General features: G+C 70.3%; 6 protein-coding genes. 2 read left to right on the forward strand and 4 right to left on the reverse strand.

Annotated elements, in window-relative coordinates:
* The first annotated feature begins 76 nt into the window (after window positions 1–76).
* Window positions 77–1,090, forward strand: a complete 1,014-nt coding sequence (locus tag NC7_RS24230; RefSeq protein ID WP_067986972.1) for a hypothetical protein — start codon at window positions 77–79, stop codon at window positions 1,088–1,090.
* A 33-nt stretch (window positions 1,091–1,123) separates the two neighbouring features.
* Here the strand turns inward: NC7_RS24230 and NC7_RS24235 are convergent, their stop codons facing one another.
* Window positions 1,124–1,450 (reverse strand): hypothetical protein, encoded by a 327-nt coding sequence (locus NC7_RS24235; RefSeq protein ID WP_067492213.1) that lies wholly within the window; start codon window positions 1,448–1,450, stop codon window positions 1,124–1,126.
* A gap of 245 nt (window positions 1,451–1,695) precedes the next feature.
* Here NC7_RS24235 and NC7_RS24240 point away from each other — a divergent pair, with 245 nt between their 5' ends.
* Window positions 1,696–2,031, forward strand: a complete 336-nt coding sequence (locus NC7_RS24240; protein ID WP_067492212.1) for an RNA polymerase-binding protein RbpA — start codon at window positions 1,696–1,698, stop codon at window positions 2,029–2,031.
* A 67-nt stretch (window positions 2,032–2,098) separates the two neighbouring features.
* On the opposite strand, the gene NC7_RS24245 is transcribed toward NC7_RS24240, so the two are convergent.
* Genes NC7_RS24245 through NC7_RS24255 form a run of 3 tightly spaced genes read right to left on the reverse strand, consistent with a single transcriptional unit; the run spans window position 2,099 to window position 17,612 of the window.
* Window positions 2,099–2,944: an ABC transporter permease gene (locus NC7_RS24245; protein ID WP_373861270.1), complete on the reverse strand. Its 846-nt coding sequence runs from the start codon at window positions 2,942–2,944 to the stop codon at window positions 2,099–2,101.
* A gap of 41 nt (window positions 2,945–2,985) precedes the next feature.
* The gene (locus NC7_RS24250) at window positions 2,986–3,972 is read right to left on the reverse strand and encodes an ATP-binding cassette domain-containing protein (RefSeq protein WP_067986975.1); all 987 of its coding nucleotides are present in this window, start codon (window positions 3,970–3,972) and stop codon (window positions 2,986–2,988) included.
* Window positions 3,969–17,612, reverse strand: coding sequence for a non-ribosomal peptide synthetase (locus tag NC7_RS24255; protein ID WP_167352456.1), 13,644 nt, complete (start codon window positions 17,610–17,612; stop codon window positions 3,969–3,971). The genes NC7_RS24250 and NC7_RS24255 overlap by 4 nt, the downstream gene beginning before the upstream one ends.
* Window positions 17,613–17,735: the final 123 nt, after the last annotated feature.

Raw genomic sequence — 17,735 nt, forward strand, 5'->3', positions numbered from 1 at the left:
TAGTACGACGGTAGGGGTACCCGGACCGTTCCGCAGCGGGAGGTGCTGTGGCGCATGGCATTTCTACCGTCGGGACATGGCGACGATCGACCTCACCCAGACCCTTTCCCGCTTCGGGCTCCAGACCAGGCCGAGGAACGAGCAGGCACCCTGGCACGGGCCGCTGTTGGTCAATTCGGCGCTGATGACCGCGCTGGTCCTGGTGTCGATGATCGGCATGGTCGTCGACGACCGGCTGCTGCTCGGTGAATCGGTGTGGCTCAAACCGGCCAAGTTCGGTTTCGCGTTCGCCGTCTACGGCCTGACGCTGGCCTGGATACTGCGGCTGCCGCATCGGGGTCGACGGGCCACCTGGTGGCTCGGCACCGTCTTCGCGGTCACCGGGGTACTCGACGTCGGATTCATCGCCGTGCAGGCGGCACGCGGGACCTTCAGCCATTTCAACACCGCCGCCGACCCGGTCAATCAGCTCGGTCAGCAGGTCTTCGCCTCCGGTGTACCCGGCCTGTTCCTGGCGAATCTCGTCCTGGTGGTGATCGTCTCGTGGCAAAAGCTCACCGATCGTCCGACCGCGATCGCCTTGAAGGCTGGGCTGTGGCTGGCGGTGGTCGGCATGATGCTCGGATATCTGATGGGCTTCACCGGTCCCCAGCTCGTCCGCCAGGCGGACGGCACCGTCGTCGGGTTGGCGGCGGGGCACACCGTCGCGCCGGACTCCCCCGCCGCCGCGGCCCGCGACGGGCTCGGCGCGATGCCGATCACCCATTGGAGTACCACCGGGGGTGACCTGCGGATCCCGCACTTCGTGGGGCTGCACGGTATCCAGGTGTTGCTGGTCCTCGCTGTCGCGCTGACCGCGCTCGCCGCCCGCTATCGCTGGCTGCGCACCGAGCGCACCCGCGCCGCCCTGGTCGGCGTGGCCGTCATGGGGTATGCCGGGCTGCTCACGCTGGTGTTCTGGCAGGCCCTGCGCGGGCAGCCGCTCACCGGTCCCGACCTGGCCACCGGCGGGGCGGCGCTCGGGCTGCTCGGGTTCGTCACCGTCGGTGTCACGGCGATCTACCTGCGTTCCCGCGAGACATCGGCCTAGCCACCACGCGGCGCCCGATGGCGCCCACCGGGTTCAGCGCAGCCGTTCGGCTTCCTTCGTCAACTGCACGAGCGTCGCACTCAACTGGGCCAGCTCGGCCTGATCCGCGCCCTCCGCGACCGCCGTCGCCACGTCCTCGGCCGCGCACCGCGCCGCGAACCACCGGTCGGCCAGATCGGCGGCCTCCTGGGCGGTCAGCACCACGGCGTCCTCCGGAATCCCGGTTCCTTTGAGGCTGGTGCGGTGTTCATAGGCACGTTGACGGCACGACTGGCGGCAATAGCGGCGACGCCGACCCGATTCGGAATCGACGATCTCCCGCCCGCACCACGAGCAGGACAGCAGGCGACTGCGCGACATGCTGCGAAACCCTAGCGGCCCGACGGCCGATCCGGCGGTTCAGGTCTCGCTGAGCGGGCACTCACGGAGTGGGTCCGACGGCCACCCGGCCGCCAGCGACTACAATGGAACAGTTCAGTCTTCCCGCGCGTTGAACGGTAGTACCACGTACCGGTTGTCGGCCGCCTCGATCTGGACTGACCAGAGGGTGCGGGGAACAGGCCGACAACCACGCGGCGCCAGCCGCCAAAAACACAGGAGCACACATGGCAGATCGCGTACTCCGGGGCAGTCGGCTCGGAGCGGTGAGCTACGAGACCGATCGCGACCATGACCTGGCCCCGCGCCGGATCGCCCGCTACCGCACCGACAACGGTGAGGAATTCGACGTCCCGTTCGCCGACGACGCGGAGATCCCCCCGACCTGGCTGTGCCGCAACGGCCAGGAGGGGCAGCTCATGGAGGGCACCTCGGTCGAGACCAAGAAGGTGAAGCCGCCGCGCACCCACTGGGACATGCTGCTCGAACGCCGCAGCAAGGAGGAACTCGAGGAGCTGCTCAAGGAGCGCCTCGACCTGCTCAAGTCCCGCCGCCGCGGCTGAGGACCAGTGACACGGCGAAGGCCGCCTCCCCCACGGGGAAGGCGGCCTTCGCCGTTGTCGACTCAGCTCAGTGGCTGGCGACCTTCCGGTACTGCAGCAGCGCCGCGGGCATCGCGATCGCGAGGATGACCAGTGAGCAGATCACCGCGTAGAGGATGCAGTTGTCAGCCGCCCAGCCGGTGGCCGGGGCGAACGACGGGGGTGCGTCGTTGTCGAACAGTTTGCGCCCGGCCGCCGACACGGCGGTGATCGGATTCCATTCGGCGATGGTGCGCAGCGGACCGGGCAGGGTTTCGGCGGAGATGAACGCCGAGGAGATGAACGACAGGGGGAACATCCAGATCAGGCCCGCGCTCTGCGCCACCTCGACGGTCGGTGAGATCAGCCCGGTCAGCGCGCCCACCCAGGACATGGCGAAGGCAAACAGCAGGATGATGGCGAAGGCGAGGGCGGCATCGGCCGCACTGCCGTGGATGCGCCAGCCGACGATGTATCCACAGATCACCATCACCCCCAGGCTGGCCACGTTGACCACCAGGTCGGACAGGGTGCGTCCCATCAGCACCGCCAGCCGCGACATCGGCAGCGTCCGCATCCGGTCGATGATGCCCTTCTGCAGGTCACCGGCCAGACCGACGGTGGTGAACGCGGCGTTGAACGCCACGGTCTGGGTGAAGATGCCCGCGAGCAGGAATTCGCGGTACTGGTCGCCGCCGAGGGACGCGCCGAAGATGTAGGCGAACAGGAACACGAACATCAACGGCTGGATGGTCGCGGTGACCAGCAGCGTCGGTACCCGCAGGATGGTGAGCAGGTTGCGGTACGCCACGATCGCGCTGTCGCGCAGGAACCGGGCGCGCGGCGGAGTCTGGTCGGGGGCGGCGGGGCGCGGGGTGCCCTCGGTGATGGGCATCTCGCGGGTGTCGTTGTCCGCCGCGACGTCGGGGGCCACGCTCACGACAGGATCTCCTCTGGCACTTGGGTTTCGGGTTCGGTGGCCGGTTCGGCCGGGGTTCCGGTGAGCGACAGGAACACGTCGTCGAGGGTGGGGCGGACCACGACGGCGTCGAGTACACACACTCCCGCGTCGTCGAGCCTGCGCAGGGCCTCGACCATGGTGCGTGAGCCGTTGCCGACCACCACCGATACTTCGTCGCTGCCCGGCTCGTGGATCGGCGAACCGACACCCACCTGGTCGAGGACCGAGACCGCGAGGTCAGGACTCTGTCCGGCGGCCAGGGTCACCGTGAGCCGGTCGCCGCCGATGGAGGTCTTGAGTTCGTCGGCCGAGCCGCGGGCGATGACGGTGCCCTTGTCGATCACGGTGATCCGGTCGGCGAGCAGGTCGGCTTCCTCCAGGTACTGGGTGGTGAGCAGCACGGTGGTGCCGTCGTCGACGAGGTCGCCGATCACCTTCCACATGTCCAGGCGCCCGCGCGGGTCGAGGCCGGTGGTGGGTTCGTCGAGCACGACCACCGGCGGCCGCGCGACGAGGGAACCGGCCAGGTCGAGACGCCGGGCCATACCGCCGGAGTAGGTGCCCGCGCGGCGGCTCGCCGCGTGGTCGAGCCCGAGCGCGGTGAGCAGTTCGTCGGCGCGTTCGGTGGCCTGCTTCTTCGACATGCCGTAGAGGCGGGCCACCATGCGCAGGTTCTCGTATCCGGTCAGGTTCGCGTCGACCGCCGCGTATTGCCCGGACAGCCCGAGTCGGGTGCGGGCCGCGGCCGGGTCGGCCAGCACATCGACCCCGGCCACGCGGACCGTGCCCGCGTCGGGTTGCAGCAGGGTGGTGACGATCCGCACGGTGGTGGTCTTGCCCGCGCCGTTGGGGCCGAGCAGGCCGAGCACCGTGCCCGCCGGTATCTCGAGGTCGATTTCTCTGAGTACGCGCACCTTGCCGAAACTCTTGGCGAGGCCGTGCACTTCTACCGCCAGACTCACGGACGCATCTCCTTCTCGGCGCCGCCGCACACGGTGATTCCTGGCACCCCGTCGAGGTGGCGGTGCAGCACGGGGCCGATCACCGCCAGCGCCTCCGGTGTGGTCATCGCCGCGTGCCTGCAGGGCAGGTCGTGGTTGTGGATGGTGCCGGTGACGAACTGTTGCCAGGCACCGGCCCGCCTGGCGGGATCGGCGGCGTTGATCTCGTCCGCCACCGCGGTGAAGAACAGCAGATCGCCATCGAAGGTGCGGGGCCGGAACGCGTTGGCCATCACCGTCCCGTCGGCGTAACCGGTGTAGAGACGTTGCAGGTTGTCCACCGACAGCGCCGCGAACGGCCCCGGCCGCTCCCGCAGCAGATCCGCCGCTTCGTGCAGGTCGAGGTCGGCGGGCAGGGGTGCGCCGTCGACGAGGTCGGCGCCGAACTCGCCGAGGATGTCGGCGACGCTCGGCATCGCGGTGTCGAGCCAGCGGTCGCCGAGCTGGTAGCTGTCCATCATCGCCAGCAGCGCCACGTCCTCGCCGAGTTCCTGCAACTGCACCGCCATCTCCTGGGCGATGAGCCCACCGAGCGACCAACCGAGCAGGTGATAGGGCCCGTGCGGTTGGACGGCCCGGATGCTGGCCACGTAGTGACCCGCGGCCTCCGGGATGGAGGTGAAGCCGTCCTGACCCGACACGTGCGGGGCCTGCAGCCCGTACACGGGACGGTCGGGGGCCAGGTGTGCGAGCAGTCCCGAGTAGCACCAGGCCAGGCCGATGGCCGGGTGCACACAGAACAGCGGGGTGTCGTGCGGGCCGGTCGACGGGCGGATCGGCAGCACCGGTTCCAGGGCCGCGGCCATCACGGCCGCCGGGTCCGCGCCGTCGAGCCGGGCGGCGATGGCGGCGGGAGTCGCGTCGCCGAACATCAACTGCACCGGCATCTCGTAGCCCTGGTCCCGCAGTGCGGCGACGACCTTGGTGGCGAGCAACGAGTTGCCACCCAGTTCGAAGAACCCGTCGTCGGCACCTACCCGCGCCACGCCCAGCACCTCGGCGAAGGCGGCACACAAAGCCACCTCGGCGGGCGTCACCGGTGCGCGGTATCCGCCGGAGGCGGTGAACACCGGTTCGGGCAGCCGGGCACGGTCGAGCTTGCCGACCGGGCTGAGCGGTACCTCGTCGAGCAACATGATCGCCTGCGGCACCATGTAATTGGGCACGTGCTCACCGATGTGCTCGAGCAGTTCGGCCACCGTCGGCGACGACCCCGCGCGAGCCTTCACGTACGACACCAGTGCGGTGACTCCGGCCTGCGTGGTGTGTCCGACGGTGAGCGCCAGCTCCACCTCGGGGTGGCGGGCGAACGCCACGTCGATCTCGCCGAGTTCGATCCGGAACCCGCGCACCTTCACCTGATGGTCGGTGCGGCCGACGTACTCCACGTCGAGCCCCGACTTCGTGCCGTCCCGCCAGCGGACCAAGTCGCCCGTGCGGTACATGCGCTCGCCGGGCGCGCCGTAGGGATTGGCGACGAACCGTTGCGCGGTGAGCCCCGGGCGGTTGTGGTAGCCACGGGCCAGCGCCGCACCGGCCAGTTGCAGTTCACCCGTGACACCGATCGGCGCGGGGTGCAACCGCCGGTCGAGCACGGTGGCGGACACGCCGCGGATGGGGCCACCGATGGTGATCGGGCCCTGCGGGCTCATCGGCTGCGGCATCAGCGTGACGATGGTCGTCTCGGTCGGGCCGTACACGTTGTAGAAGTTGCGCCCCGGCGCCCACCGGGCGAGCAGGTCCGGCGGCAACGCCTCACCGCCGGTGAGGATGTGCGCGAGCGAATGCACACCCGCCGGATCGACGGTGCCGAGCGCCGCGGTGGTGATGAAGGCGTGCGTGATCCGCTCGCGGATGAACAGCTGACGCAGGTCTTCGCCGCCGACGATGCCCGCGGGGGTGATGACCAGCGTGCCCGCGCCGCCGAGCGCGAACAGGATGTCGAGCATCGACCCGTCGAAGCTCGGGGTGGCGAAGTGCAGCACCCGGCTGCCCGGTCGCACGTCGTAGCGGTCGGCGCATTCGGCGGCGAAGTTCGAGATGCCGCCGTGGGTGACGACCACACCCTTCGGCGTGCCGGTCGACCCGGACGTGTAGACCACGTAAGCGGGGTTGGCCAGCCGCAGCGGCCGGATCCGCTCGGCATCGGCGATCGGCGCGTCATCGGTGCCGAGCACGGTGGCCCGGGTGTGCGGGTCGTCGAGCACCAGCCACCGGCAGTCACCGGGCAGCTGATCCCGGTGCGCGAGCAGGGTCAACCCGATCGCGGCTCCGGAGTCGGTGAGCATGTGACTGATCCGCTGCGGCGGGTAGTTCGGGTCGACCGGAACGAACGCCGCACCCGCCTTGGCGACCGCGAGCATGGTCGCCACCGATTCGACCGATCGCGGAATTCCCAGTGCGACAAGGCTTTCCGGTCCGATCCCGTGGCCGATGAGCACCCGGGCGAGCCGGTTGGTCCACCGGTCGAGTGCGTCGTAGGTGACCACGGTGTCACCCGCGCTGAGCGCCAGGCCGTCACGGGCCCGCGCCGCCGCGGCGTCGAACACCTCGGCCAGGGTGACCGGGGCGTCGGGGCGGGCGCCGTGGACCGGCGCCAACGCCGTCCACTCGACCGCGTCGAGCAGGGCCAGGTCCCCGACGGCGGTGTTCGGGTCGGCGGCGACAGCGGTGAGCAGGCGAACCAGGCGGTCGCCGAGGCGGCGCGCGGTGACCTCCTCGAACAGGTCGGCGGCGTAGTTCACCGACAGGGTGATGCCGTCGCCGACTCGATCGCCGGTCTGGGTCTCAATGAAGGTGAACTGCAGATCGAACTTGGCGATGCCCGCGTCGGCGTCGACCGCCTCGATCCGCAGGCCGGGCAGTTCCAGCATGCGCACCGGGTTGTTGCGCACCGAGAGCATCACCTGGAACAGCGGGTGATGTGCCTGCGAGCGGGCAGGATTGAGCACCTCGACCAACCGCTCGAACGGGAGGTCGGCGTGTGCGAAGGCATCCAGGTCACGGTCGCGCACAGTGCGCAGCAGATCGACGAAGGCGCGGTCGTCGGACACCTCGGTGCGCAGCACGAGGGTGTTGACGAACATGCCGATCAGCCCGTCGAGCGCCGGATGACCACGCCCCGCGCTCGCGGTGCCGACGACGATGTCGTCGGTGCCGGTCACCCGGTGCAGCAGCACCGCCAGCGCGGCGTGCAGCACCATGAACATGCTGACGTTGTTGGCGGCGGCGATCCCGCGCAGGGCGCGATGGGTGGCGGCGTCGACCGCGCAGTCGACGGTGCCGCCCCGGTAGGAGGGCACCGGCGGCCGCGGCCGGTCGGCGGGCACGGTGAGCAGTTCGGGCAGCCCGTCGAGGGTGTCGCGCCAGTGGTCGAGCTGCTTGCGGATCAGCGAGTCCTCGTCGTCCTCGGTGCCAAGCAGCTGCTGCTGCCACAGCGTGTAGTCGGCGTACTGGATCTCGGGGATCTGGTCGCCGAACGGTTCACCGGCGCGAATGCCACGGTAGGCGGCCGCCACCTCGGCGGCGAGCGGTTCCAGCGACCACCCGTCCATCGCGATGTGGTGCACCACCAGGACGAGCACGTGCTCCTTCGACCCCGCGACGGCCAGTTTGGCCTGGGCGGGCACCGGCAGCCCGGTGCGGTCGACGGTGATGAGCGCGGCCCGCAACGGTACCGACACCGACAGGTCGAAACCGGGTGCGGCGAAGCGCGCGACGGCGGCGTCGACCTCGTGCGGTGTGGCACTCGCGTGGAACAGCGTGACCGCCCCGATCCTCGGGTCGAGCACCAACTGCTCTGGTTCGCCCGAGGTTTCGGGGAACACCGTGCGCAGCGTCTCGTGCCGTCGTTGCACCGTGTGCAGGGCGGCGATGAGTGCGTCGAGGTCGATCGCGCCGTGCAACCGCAGTACGACCGGGATGTTGTAGGCACCCGCCGACTGGTCCTGCGCACCGGCGTTGAACCGGTTGAGGAACAACAGCCTGCGCTGGGCCGCCGAGAGCGGGATCCGTTCCGGGCGATCCTGCTTCACCAGGTCGGGACGACCTTCCTCGCCCGACGGCCCGGTCTCCACCAGCGCCGCGAGCTCGGCGACGGTTGGGGCGGCGAACACGGTGCGCACCTCGAGGCGCACATTGCTCGCGGCCGCCAGTCGTGCGACCAGCTGGGTGGCCAGCAGCGAGTTGCCGCCGATGTCGAAGAAGCTGTCGGTGGCCGACACCTCCCCGACCCCGAGCAGATCGCCGAACACCCGGGCCACCAGGCATTCGGACTCCGTGCGTGGCGCACGACCCGCCGCGACGGTGAACTCGGGCTCGGGCAGCGCTGTCCGGTCGAGCTTGCCGACGGGCGTGAGCGGCACGGCGTGGATCAGGTTCAGCGAGGCCGGAACCATGTGTCCGGCCAGATGGGCGACCGCGTGGTCGCGCACGTCGGCCAGGTCGGCCGGGACCGCGTCGTCACCCAACTGCACCCAGGCGACGATCCGGTCGTCGCCCGCGATGGTGCGCACCTCGGTGTGGGCGAAGCGCACCTCGGGGTGACTGCCGAGCACGGCGCTGATCTCGCCGAGTTCGATGCGGAACCCGCGCACCTTCACCTGGTGGTCGCTGCGGCCGAGATAGTCCAGTTCACCCGAGGCGGTCCAGCGCACCACGTCGCCGGTGCGGTACATCCGGCTGCCCGCGGGCCCACACGGATCGGCGACGAAACGCGACGCGGTGAGACCGAATCGCTGGTGGTAGCCCTGGGCGATGCCCGCACCGCCGATGTAGAGCTCACCGGGCACGCCGCTGACGACCGGCTTCAACCGCTCGTCGAGCACCAGCGCCCGCGACCCGCGCACGGGGGTACCGATGGTCACCGGCACCCCCACCCGCAATGTGGACATGGCCGCGATGACCGTGAACTCCGTCGGCCCGTAGGCATTGACGAATCGACGCCCGGGCGCCCAGTTCTCCACCAGATCCGGCGGCACCGCTTCACCACCGGCCATCAGCCCGCGCAGGCGGGGCAGTGGCCAGCGGCTCGCGTCGATGGAGGCGAGCACGGCCGGGGTGAGGAAGGTGTGGGTGACCTGTTCGCGTTCCAGCAGCGCGCCGAGTTCGTCGCCACCGTAGACATCGATGGGCCCGATCACCATCTCCGCGCCGGAATACACGGCGAGCAGCATGTCGAGGACGGAGACGTCGAAGCTCGGGGTGGAGAAGAAGAACGTCCTGGCGAACCGGTCGAGGCCCATCCGTTCGCGCAGGTCGAGCGCCAGGCTCACCAGACCACCGTGGGTGACGGTGACGCCCTTGGGCAGACCGGTCGACCCGGAGGTGTAGATCTGGTACGCCAGATCGGCGGTGCGAACGGGCCGGATGCGCTCCGCGTCGCCGATCGGCGCGTCGTCGTAGGCGGCCAGTTCGGCGAGCAGTTCGGGATCGTCGACCAGCAGCCACCGGGTGTCGAGCGGTCCGGCGGCCTCGCGCAGAGCGGGGGCGTCGGCGCTGGTCGTGAGTACGGCCCGCGCACCGGAGTCGGTGAGCATGTGCCGTACCCGGTCGGCCGGATAGCGCGGGTCGACGGGGACGAACGCGGCACCGCTCGCGGCGACACCGAAGATGGCCAGCGCGCAGTCCAGCGACCGGGTCAGGCCGACCGCCACCCGATCACCGGTGCCGATCCCGCGCGCGATGAGGGCTCGGCCGAGCCGGTGGGCCCGACGCGCCACCTCGTCGTAGTCGAGTTCACCGACTTCGCCCGCCACGCTGCCCCCGGCGAACCAGCGCAGCGCGGGTCGGCGCGGATACCGGTCGGCGGCCCGGTCGATGATGTCGGACAGCACGACCGGGGTGACCAGTGCCGGGCCCTGCGCCGGAACGAGCGAGCGATGCTCGGCGACGGTCAGCTGATCGATATCGCCGACCAACAGCCTCGGGTCGGCGGTCACCTGGGTGAGGACGGCCGCGAACCTCGTGGCGAGCGTCTCGATCGTTGTCCGGTCGAAAAGCTCGGTGGAGTAGACGAATTCGAAGCGCTGCCCGTCGCCGTCGGGGGCCACCCGCAGTTCCAGGTCGAACTTGGCGCGGGCGATGTCGAGTTCCTCGGCGCGCAACCGCAGACCGGGCAGTTCCAGTTCCGGTGCGCTGTCGTCCTGCATGCTCAAGGCCACCTGGAACAGCGGGTGACGGTTGTTGGCCCGGCTGTCGCGGCCGAGCGCGTCGACGACCCGTTCGAACGGCAGGTCGGCATGGGCGAGCGCGGCCAGCTCCGAATCGCGGTCGGCGTGCAGCAGTTCGGTGAAGCTTGCCCCCGGATCCACATCGGAACGCAACACGAGGGTGTTGACGAACATGCCGACCAGTTCGTCGAGCTGGACGTCGGTACGTCCGGCGACCGGGGTGCCGATCGGGATGTCGCGCCCGCCGGTGACCCCGCGCAGCAACACCGCGAGCGCCGATCGGACGACCATGAACAGGCTGACACCGGTGTCGGCCGCCAGCTCCGCCATCGCCTCGCGCAACGGCGCCGAGATCGGGCACACCACGGTGTCCGCGGTGCCGACCGGTTCGGCGGGCCGCGGCCGGTCGAACGGCAGCGGCAGTTCGTCGGGCAGTTCGGCCAGCGTCTCGCGCCAGAACGCGAGCTGGGTGGCGGCGATGCTGTCCGGGTCGTCCTCGGCACCGAGTACCGCCCGCTGCCACAGGCTGAAGTCGGCGTACTGCACCGGCAGCGGTTCACGCACCGGGACGTCGCCGCGGGCACGCGCGACGTAGGACACCGCCAGATCCTTCGTCAACGGGCCGAGCGACCACCCGTCGGCGGCGATGTGGTGGACGACCACACCGAGCAGGTACTCGTGGGGCCCGGTACGCGACAACGACACCCGCAGCGGCGTCTCGCGCGTGAGATCGAAGCCCTGCCTGGCGAACGCGGCCAGTTCCTCCTCGGCCCGCCCGGGCTCGGTGTCGACGGGCTCGATCACCGGAACCGCCCCGGCGGCCGGGAGAACCACCTGCTGCGCGCCGGAGAGGTCCTCGGGGAAGACCGTGCGCAGCACCTCGTGCCGCTGTACCAGGTCGGTGATCGCGCCGCGCAGGGCGTCGATGTCCGGATCGCCGCCGATTCGCAAGACGAAAGCGATGTTGTAGGCGCTCGATTCGGGCGACAATCGGTTGAGGAACCACAGTCGTTGCTGCGGCAGCGACAGTGGTATGCGTCCCGGGCGCGGGGTGTGTACGGCCAGCGCCACCCGTTGCGTCCGGGGCGCTTCCGCGATCAGGCAGGCGATACCCGCCACCGTCGGTGCCTCGAAGATCTGGCGAACCGGCAGGTCCACCTCGAAGTCGGCGTGCAGCGCCGCGGCCAGCCGGGTGGCGAGCAGCGAGTTGCCGCCGATGTCGAAGAAGCTGTCCTCCGCGCCGGGCACCGGCCTGCCGAGGATCTCGGTGAACACCGCCGCCACCCGCATCTCGAGATGGGTGCGCGGGGCGCGCGAGCCGCCGCCCGCCGCGAATTCCGGTGCGGGCAGCGCCTTTCGGTCGAGTTTGCCCGCCGGTGTCACCGGCATCCGGTCGAGCACCGCCAACGCGGCGGGCACCATGTACCCGGGCAATCTGCCGCGCGCGGTGTCGAGGACGGCGGCCGGTTCGATCGGCCCGTCGGCGGTGACGTAGGACGCCAGCCGCTGCTGACCGTGTTCGTCGACGTGCACGATGGTCATCGCCGAACGCACACCCGGGTGTTCGCGCAGCACGTGGTCGATCTCGCGCAACTCGATCCGGAAACCACGGATCTTGATCTGGTCGTCGGCGCGGCCGAGGAAGCGCAGGCGGCCGGTGGCGTCGGCTACCACGAGATCGCCGGTCCGGTACATCCGTTCCCCGACGCGGCCGTGCGGATTCGCGACGAACCGCTGCGCGGTGAGCCCGAGTTTGCCCAGGTATCCGCGCGCCACACCGGGACCGGACACGTACAGCTCGCCCGCCGTCCCCGGTGGCATCGGCTGCAGCCGGGAGTCGAGGACGAACAGCCGCATGCCGCGCACGGGCGCACCGAGTGGTACGGGTTCGCCGGGCACCATGGCGGCACTGGCGGTGACCGCGACGGTCGCCTCCGACGGGCCGTACATGTTGTGCATCCGGTACCGGCCCGCCCAGGTGTCGACCAGTTCGTCGGAGCAGGCCTCGCCGCCGACGATCACGGTGTTCAACTCGGGGAACTCACCGGCGGGCACGGTGGCCAGGGCCGCCGGGGTGATGAACGCGTGCGTGATCCGTTCCGAGCGCAGGAAACCCGCCAGTTCGGCGCCGCCGTACAGGTCGGCCGGGGCGACCACGACGGTCGCGCCCGCGGCGAAGCCGAGCAGCAGCTCGAGCACCGACGCGTCGAAGCTGGGCGAGGAGAAGTGCAGGGTGCGCGCGGCATCGGTCACCCGGAACAGCTGAGTCTGCTCGCTGGCCAGCGAGGCGATGCCCGCGTGGGTGACGACCACGGCCTTGGGCAGGCCGGTGGATCCGGAGGTGTAGATGAGGTACGCGGGCTGGCTCGGCCGCATCGGATGGGTGCGTTCGATGTCGCGCACGGGCGCGGCCGAGCGGTGTGCGCAGTCGGCTTCGAACGCGGCCGTCCCGAACACCAGCCATTCCGGTGCCCGACGATGCTTGCCGACCGTGGTCGGCAGCGCCGCGAGGTGTTCGGGCAGGGTGAGCCCGAGCACCGCGCCGGAGTCGCCGATCATGTGCGCGATGCGCTCGGTCGGGTACGCCGGGTCGACGGGGACGTACGCGGCGCCGGTCTTGGCGACCGCCCAGATGGCGATGATCGATTCCAAGCCACGTGGCAAGGCCACCGCGACCACCGACTCCGGGCCCGCGCCGTGCGCGATCAGGCTGCGCGCCAACCGGTTCGATCGTTCGTCGAGTTCCCGGTAGCTGGTGTCGAGTCCGAGGTAGCGGACCGCGACCGCGTCGGGCAGTCGCTGGGCGGTATCGGCGAGCAGCCGGGCGAGGGTGTCGGACGGCTCGGCCGGTGCGCCCGCCACGGGCACGAGCCGGGCGATCTCGCGGCGGTCGAGCAGGGGCAGGTCACCGATCGGCTCCTGCGGCGCGGCGAGCGCGGCCCGCAGCACCACGGCGAACCGGCGGGCGATGGCCTCGACGGTCGCGCGATCGAAAACATCGGTGGCGTAGCCGAATTCGGCATGCAGCGGCCCGTCACCGTGGTTGTCGCGCACCTCGAGTTGCAGGTCGAATTTGGCGATGCCGGTCTGTACCGGGACGAGTTCGGCGGCCACACCCGGCAGTTCGACGCGCAGCTCAGGGGTGCGGTCGTAGGACAGCATCACCTGGAACAGCGGATGCCGGTTGGTCGAACGGTCCGGGTTCACCAGTTCGACGAGCCGTTCGAACGGCACGTCGGGGTTGGCGAAGGCGTCGAGGTCGGTTTCGCGGACCAGGTCGAGCACCTTGTCGAATCCGGCGCCGAGGTCGACCTCGGTGCGCAGCACGAGCGTGTTCACGAACATGCCGACCAGGTCGTCGAGCGCCGGGTCGGAGCGCCCCGCGATCGGGGTGCCGACGGTGATGTCGGCGCTGCCGCACACGCGCGCGAGCACGGTGGCCAGCGCCGCGTGCAGCACCATGAACATGCTCACCCCGCGCCCACTGGCGAGTTCGCTCGCCGCCCGGCGGGTTTCGGCGTCGATGGTGAAGGCGACGGTGTCGCCGCCGGTGGTGCGGCGCAGGGGTCGTGGGCGATCGAGTGGCAGGTCGAGCTGATCGGGCAGACCGGCGAGGGCCCGGCGCCAGTGCCCGAGCTGACGCCCGAGCGGTGCCTCCGGGTCGGTCTCCTCGCCCAGCAGTTCCCGTTGCCACAGCGCGAAGTCGGCGTACTGCACCGGCAGGGGTGTCCACCGCGGGAGGTCGCCCTCGGCGCGGGCGGCGACGGCGGTCATCAGGTCCCTGGCCAGCGGCGCGATCGACCAGCCGTCACCACAGATGTGGTGCAGCACGACCACCAGCAGATGCTCGTCCGGCGCCAGCCGATACAGCTCCACCCGCAACGGTGTTTCCGTGCGCAGGTCGAAGCCACGACCCGCGACCTCGGCGACGAGGTCATCGATCCGGCCGTCGGCGTCGCGGGCGACCAGGTCGGGCGCGACGGCAGCGGCGGGATGGATCAGCTGGTACGGCCCGTCGGGGCCGTCGGGAAAGCTCGTGCGCAGGCTTTCGTGGCGGTCGAGCACGTCGCGCAGGCCGGTCCGCAGCGCGGAAAGGTCCAGCTGCCCGGTCAGCCGCAGTGCCAGCGGCATGTTGTAGGCGGCGGCGTGTTCGGCGAACCGGTTGAGGATCCACAGCCGCTGCTGGGCCAGCGACAACGGCACCCGTTCCGGCCGGGTCACGGGAACCAGCTCGGGCGTGGAGGTCTCGGACCGGTGAGTGCTGATGTAGTCGGCCAGCGAGGCGATGGTCGAGGCTTCGAACAGGTGTCGGATGCTGATGCCCGCGTCGAGGGTGGTGTTGATCCTGGCGACGGCGCGTGCGGCGATCAGGGAGTTGCCGCCGAGGTCGAAGAAGTTGTCCTGCACACCGATTCCGGTGCCGTCCAGCGCGAGTACCTCGCTGAAGATCTCGGCGAGCGCGCATTCCAGTTCGGTCTGCGGTGCGTCCGCGCCCGTGGTCACCCGCACACCGGCCTCGGGGGCGGGCAGTGCCTTGCGGTCGACCTTGCCGTTGGCGCTCAGCGGCAGCTCGTCGAGCACGACCAGCGCCGAGGGCACCATGTAGGAGGGCAGCGCGCGGCGCAGCGCCGACATCGAGGCCGCCACATCGGGTGCGGCGGCGCCCGGCGCGGCGACCACATAGGCGACGAGCTCGTCGTCACCGGTGCGGCCGGTCCGTGCCACGCACACCGCGCGGGCGATTCCGTCCTGGGCGAGCAGCGCGGACTCGATCTCGCCGAGCTCGATGCGCAGCCCACGGATCTTGACCTGGAAGTCGGTGCGCCCCAGGTATTCCAAGATGCCGCCGTCCAGCTGCCAGCGGGCCAGGTCGCCCGTGCGGTACATGCGCTGGCCGGGGGTGAACGGGTTGGCGACGAACCGGTCGGCGGTCAGATCCGGCCTGCCGAGGTAGCCGCGTGCCAACTGCGTCCCGGCCAGGTAGAGCTCACCGACCACACCGGGTGGGACCGGGCGCAGCTGCGCGTCGAGCACATAGGTCTTGGTGTTCCACACCGGTGATCCGATCGGGACCGTGGTCGCTCCGACCGGGCACGGCCAGTAGGTGACATCGACCGCGGCCTCGGTGGGCCCGTACAGGTTGTGCAGCTCCGGCCCGCGCAGGGCGGCATGGAAGTCGGCGACGGTGGCGCCGGGCAGTGCCTCACCGCTGCAGAACACCCGTCGCAGGTTCGCGCCGCCGCGCACACGCGGATCGGTGACGAACAGCGACAGCATCGACGGCACGAAATGCGCCGTGGTGACGGACTTCTCGGTGATGATCCGTGCCAGGTACGCCGGATCGCGATGCCCGCCGGGCGCGGCCACGACCAGCCGGGCCCCGACCTGCAACGGCCAGAAGAACTCCCACACCGACACGTCGAAGGTGGCCGGGGTCTTCTGCAGTACCGCGTCGCTGTGGTCGAGCGGGTACTCGGCTTGCATCCAGCGCAGCCGGTTGACGATGGCGGCGTGCGTCACCGCCACACCCTTGGGCTTGCCCGTCGACCCCGAGGTGAAGATGACGTAGGCGGGGTGTTCGGGTCGCAACGGCGCACGCCGGTCGGCGTCGGTGATCGCGGCGCTGTCGTGCCCGGTGACATCGAGCAGGTCCAGATCGACCCGCACGGCACCCGAGGGCAGCCCGACGCCGTCGCGCGCGGCGGTCAGCACACACACCGGCTTCGCCTGTGCCAGTACGGCATCGATGCGGTCCACCGGATGTTCCGGATCAATGGGCAGGTAGGCGGCGCCGGTCGCGAGCACGGCGTACATGCCGAGCACCATCTCGATGCCGCGGTGCAGGCACAACCCGACGGTGGTCTCCGGGCCGGCGCCGCGCGCGATGAGTTCCCGGGCCAGCTGGTTCACGCGTTCGGACAGCTCGGTGTAGCCGATGGCGCGGTCGCCGTATTCCAGCGCGACGGCGTGCGGACTGCGCCGCACCTGATCGGTGAACAACGAGACCAGGGTCCCGGTGGGCACCGGGATCTCGGTGGCGTTCCATTCCCGCAGCACGCGCGAGCGCTCGCTGTCGGTGATGGCGGTGAGCGCGTGGACGCGGCTGTCCGGTGCGGCGGCGAGGAAGCGGGCGAGGAAGTCCAGGTAGCGAGCGTGATGGGCCGAGTTCTCGGCCTCGCCGTAGAGGCGGGGGTTGGCTTCGAAGTCGAGCTGGATGCGCCCGCCGTCGCCGTTGTAGATGTTGATGGAGAGGTCCTCGACGGGACCGGTCGCCAAGACGTGCAGTTGCCCGGTGATGTCACCGAATTTCAGCTCGTCGTGGAACAACATGATGTTGACCATCGGCCCGAAGAAGCCGCGTGCGTCGCGCGAATAGCCGCAGTCCCGGCGGATGTCGTCGGAGCGGTAGCGCTGGTGCCGCAGCGCGCCGGTGATCTGCAGTTCGGTCTGGCGGACCACGTCGGAGACGGTGGTGTGCTCGTCGAATCGCACGCGCAATGGCACGACGTTCGACACCACGCCCGCCGAGCGGCGCAGCGCCACCGTGGTGCGCGCGGAGACCGGCAGGCTCAGGACCACGTCGGAGTTGCCGGTGACCGAGCGGACGTAGGCGGCGAGCGCGGCCACGATGAGGGCGGAGTTGGCCGAGTTGTGCGCGGTGATCGACTGCGTGAGCAGGGTGTCGAGGTCGGTGTCGAGCACGGCGGTCGCGCGGTGACGGCCCGGGTCGTGGGTGTCGCCGGTCGCGGTCACCGACGACAGCGTCATGGGTTCGCCCACCCCGGCGAGCTGCTGCGTCCAGTATTCGCGGTCGGCGTGGAAGCGACTGGATTCGCGGTAGCGCGATTCGTCGGCGTAGAGGTCGACGAGGGCGGCGGCGCGCGAGACCGAGGGTTCGCGCTGCTCGCCGACGGCGGTGTAGATCTCGGCGGTGCGGGCGAGGGCGTTCATGGCGCCGTAGCCGTCGATCACGATGTGGTGCCCGCGTTCGTACCAGAACCAGTCGCGCTCGCCCACGCGCAACACCACGTTGATGGTGAGCGGCTCGTTCTCCATGTCGATCGGGGTGCTGGCGTGCTCGTTCATCCAGCGCAGCGCGGCGGCGCGCGGGTCGGGCTCGCCGCGCAGATCGATGCGGGCCCAGCCGGGACGCCAGCCGGGGTCGACCCGCTGGTGGGGTACTCCGTCGATCTCGAGTAGGCGCACCAGTCCCACTTGGGATTCGGCACCGAATCGCTCGATGGCGTAGAGCAGCCTGCCCGGGTCGAGATCGCCGTGCAGTTCCACGTAGTGCGCGATGGTGAGCGGGATGTCGGGCCTGATCCGTTGCGCGTACCACAACGCCGTCTGACCGGGCGACAAAGCGAACGGCTGGCTCGAGTCCTCGTCGGTAACGCATGAGCTGACGCGGTCGGTGGCCAATGAACTCATCAAGCACTCCGTTCTGGTCTGTCGCGACTCCCCGAGCAGCGCCCGGGCACACGACGGCCCAGGGCGTGGCTATCCACGCCCATGATTCGGAGTACTCCGGCGGCCGGATGGCTGCCGATCTGG

It is taken from the genome of Nocardia caishijiensis NBRC 108228, from assembly GCF_001612825.1.
GTDB lineage: Bacteria > Actinomycetota > Actinomycetes > Mycobacteriales > Mycobacteriaceae > Nocardia > Nocardia caishijiensis.